This is a genomic window from Boseongicola sp. (genome assembly GCF_057460485.1).
Genome location: NZ_JBVCWP010000364.1, coordinates 1 through 3,482, shown reverse-complemented (window position 1 = coordinate 3,482; position 3,482 = coordinate 1). Strand labels below are relative to the sequence as shown.

The 3,482-nt window shown below is 57.9% G+C and carries 5 protein-coding genes; 3 read left to right on the top strand and 2 right to left on the bottom strand.

Annotated features, from left to right (window positions below; genetic code table 11):
* Positions 1–531: tRNA (5-methylaminomethyl-2-thiouridine)(34)-methyltransferase MnmC2 (gene mnmC2, locus AC221Y_RS22075; protein WP_486708453.1), on the top strand; the 531-nt coding region annotated here is incomplete at its 5' end.
* Here the strand turns inward: mnmC2 and AC221Y_RS22070 are convergent.
* Both AC221Y_RS22070 and AC221Y_RS22065 read right to left on the bottom strand, forming a co-directional pair.
* On the bottom strand, positions 528–1,127 hold the full coding sequence (locus AC221Y_RS22070; RefSeq protein ID WP_486708452.1) for an MlaC/ttg2D family ABC transporter substrate-binding protein: 600 nt from the start codon (positions 1,125–1,127) through the stop codon (positions 528–530). The genes mnmC2 and AC221Y_RS22070 overlap by 4 nt on opposite strands.
* Complete coding sequence (locus AC221Y_RS22065) at positions 1,117–1,890, bottom strand: MlaA family lipoprotein (protein ID WP_299754767.1); 774 nt, start codon at positions 1,888–1,890, stop codon at positions 1,117–1,119. Before AC221Y_RS22065 ends, AC221Y_RS22070 begins: the two co-directional genes overlap by 11 nt.
* Positions 1,891–2,106: 216 nt before the next feature.
* On the opposite strand from AC221Y_RS22065, the gene AC221Y_RS22060 reads away from it, so the two are divergent.
* Together AC221Y_RS22060 and AC221Y_RS22055 are read left to right on the top strand one after the other, a co-directional pair.
* Positions 2,107–2,571 carry a RidA family protein gene (locus AC221Y_RS22060; RefSeq protein ID WP_299754770.1) on the top strand — a complete coding sequence of 155 codons (465 nt, stop codon included), beginning with the start codon at positions 2,107–2,109 and terminating at the stop codon, positions 2,569–2,571.
* Entirely contained in the window at positions 2,568–3,335 is a 768-nt protein-coding gene (locus tag AC221Y_RS22055; protein ID WP_299754773.1) for a glycerophosphodiester phosphodiesterase family protein, read from the top strand. Before AC221Y_RS22060 ends, AC221Y_RS22055 begins: the two co-directional genes overlap by 4 nt.
* The last annotated feature ends 147 nt before the right edge of the window (positions 3,336–3,482 follow it).

Here is a 3,482-nt window from a genome sequence, read left to right as displayed (position 1 = left end):
GAGTTTCAGGTTGCCGAACTGGGGTTCGGCACAGGTCTGAATTTTCTTGCGACATGGGCGGCTTGGGTGGCATCTGGGAAGCCTGGCACGCTGCGGTTCACGTCGTTTGAGCTATTTCCGATGGCGGCGGATGATATGGAGCGCGCGCTGTCCGTGTTTCCGACTTTGGCGGAGTTTGCAGCACCTTTGTTAGCGGCGCGCGGGGAGGGGCGGCTTTCCGTCAGAACCCCGGGCGTCGTCTTGGAGATTATCGAAGGCGATGCACGCCAGTCGGTGCCTGCGTGGGATGGGCTCGCGGATGCGTGGTATCTGGATGGCTTTGCACCGGCGCGCAATCCAGAGCTTTGGGAGCCGGAGTTGTTGCATGCCGTTGCCCGGCATACGGCGCCCGGTGGCACCGCCGCGACGTATTCGGCAGCGGGCGCGATCCGCCGCGGGTTGGCTGAAGCAGGGTTTGAAGTTGAACGGCGACCAGGGTTTGGGCGCAAACGGCATATGACGGTTGCGCGTATGGCTTGCCCCCGGTCTTAGCCCGCGCTTTTCAAATCGCTGATCAAAGCGTCGATATTGCCACCGCGCTTGTCGAGCATTGCACCGATTTCGGCGCGCTCTGATTTCAAAAGGCTGATGCCTTCGATCAAAAGATCAAAGAACCTGTCCGAACCAGACCTGTCCGACACCATGAAAGTGACACTGAACGGTGACTGGCCGCGAAGCTTGGCGACGCACTGCACTTCCTGAAAGCTTTTCATCTGGCGCGCGCTTTGCACGATGATCTCGCCACCGATAAAGTCACGGAACTGTTTGCCGTATTTGCGGGCAAGATATCCGGCGAAGGCATCAGAGAACTGGTTGAGCTGTTGGCTGCTGGCACTTCGGGCCGGGGGCCCGAGCGCCGAGCGTGAGATTGTCGGGACGTCCGCATAACGGTTAAAGATCACCTCGAAATCGCGATACATCGCGGATTCTGATTTGCCGGAATTGATCACCGAAGTGATCCGCGCGACGACATCGTCAATCAACGAACGAGCTTCGGCTGTGGCCAGAGCGAAGGCGGGGCTTGATGCAAAGCCCATCGTCGCCAGAAGGCCTGCAAGCGTTGTGCGGCGTGTCAGGTTACTCATCATACAATCCTTCATACAGGTCGCCGTATAGATCGACGGTTGCGTCGTCTGAGGTGCTTGCCAGCGAGAAACGGCGCGAATCGAGATAAAACAAGCGCAATTGTGTGTAGCTGTCGGCGCTGTCGTAGAGAATGGTGTCGATGGCTTCCGTCAACTCGAAGCGGCTATTCAGCGTTGAGGCAATTGTGAAGTCGAGGTTGGCGTCTTCGGCTTGGCTGCCAAGTTTTGGGCCAAGGACCGTGCCGATCGGGTTGGTCAGAATATCGACGACAAGACCCGCCGTGTCGCGTTCTGTTGACGGGCCAAAGACCGGCAGCACGAGATAGGCGCCTTCGCTGGCGCCCCAGACGGCAAGCGTGTCGGCGAAACCGCTGTCGCGGGCCTCAAGACCCATGTCCGAGGCCGGGTCGAACAGGCCAAGAAGGCCAAGCGTTGTGTTCACCGCGAAACGCGCTGTGTTGTGGATGGCGTCGCCAATGTCCCCTTGCATGATTTTGTTCATCACAGCGCTGGGCATCCCGAGATTGTCTGCAACGTTATCGACCGAGCGGCGAACAGGGCCTGGAACCAAGGTGCCATAGACTTGGCTGGCCGGCCGTAACGCCGAGCGGTCAAGTTCGCCATTTACCCAATGCGTAGCCCGGTTCACGGATTCGTATGGGTCATGCACATCAGTGCCCGGTTCCGGTACAGAACAGGCGGTAAGAAGCGCAAAACCAAGGCCAATGGCCAAAGCGCGCTTTGGGGAAATACGTGTGGGCAGCAAAATCAGACCAAATCGTTTGTTTTAATCAGCAGAGACATTAAGCGGATACATATGTGTTTTTCAGTTAAAGAACAGGTGGTAGGAGTACAAATTCACGCAAATGCGCGTTAAGTGTTGCCAGACAGGCGCGGCTGCGCGAAATCATGCTGATAGCAGGGAAACAGGGGCGATTTTGCGGCAATTGCGGTACGAAACGCCCAAAGAAGGAAATTCTAGATGAGCTCAAACTTTGATCAACGCCTGGCGGACCTTGGCCTTTCGCTTCCTGATGCGCCAGCGCCGCAAGCCAATTATGTGCCTTTTGTGGTGGTTGGGAACACCGTCTATGTCTCGGGGCAGGTGTCGATGAATGCGGACGGGTTGATCACAGGTAAAGTTGGGGCAGACCTGACGGCCGAAGAGGCAGCGAAGGCGGCTCAGACCTGTGCTCTGGCGCTTTTGGCACAGGCCAAGAAGGCCTGTGGTGGCGATATTTCGCGGCTGAAGCGCGTTGTGAAACTGACGGGGTTTGTGAACTCGACACCGGAATTCGGCGATCAGCCGACGGTGGTGAACGGGGCTTCGGATTTGTTGGTGGCGCTATTGGGGGATGCTGGGCGTCATGCCCGTTCGGCCGTAAGCGCGGGCGCATTGCCGTTTAATGTTGCTGTCGAAATCGAAGGTATTTTTGAGATCGAATGACCCGCATGCTTCCTCAATCCCTGATCCGGTTGCCGCTGGCGCATCGTGGACTGCACGATGCGCGGGCCGGTCGTATCGAAAACGCGATGGCGTCTTTTCAGGCGGCGGTTTCGGCCGGCTATGGCATTGAACTTGATATTCAATTGTCGGCTGACGGGCAGGCGATGGCCTTTCATGACTATAAGCTGGATCGGGTGACGGGTGAGACTGGGCTTGTGCGGGAAAAAACCGCAGCCGCGCTGACTTCGATCCGGTTGACCGGCTCCGATGGCACTATTCCGACGTTGCGTGAGGTTCTGGCCCTCGTGGATGGCAAGGTGCCGTTGTTGGTCGAGATTAAGGATCAGGATGGGGCTTTTGGCACCGATGTGGGGCCTTTGGAGCAAGCCGTGGCGCGAGATCTTCGCGATTACAGCGGCGAATGCGCCGTCATGTCGTTCAATCCCCACAGCGTGGCAGAGATGCAAAGGCTGCTGCCAGATATCCCGCGCGGACTAACGACGGACGCTTTTGCGCCGGGGTGTGGCCCCGCGTCGCTGGATGTGTTGGTCGGACTGCGCGCGATTGCCGATTTTGATCGGGTAGGGGCAAGTTTTATCAGCCATGATTGCAACGATCTTGATCGTGGTCGTGTGGGCGCCTTGAAGGCGCGCGGCGCAGGGATCCTCTGCTGGACCATTCGATCGTCTGAACAAGAGGCAAAAGCGCGGTTGATTGCGGAAAATATCACCTTTGAAGGCTATCTGCCGCGTCTGACGGCTTGAATCGCACGTCGTACGCGCCAGTTGTGAAACAACCCGCAAGAAGAGACGCATGAGCGCATCTGACATCGAAATTTCTGTACTTGGCGGTCTGGCCGAGATCGACCCGGACGTCTGGGACGCTTGCGCATGTCCGGAAGCGGTCGACGG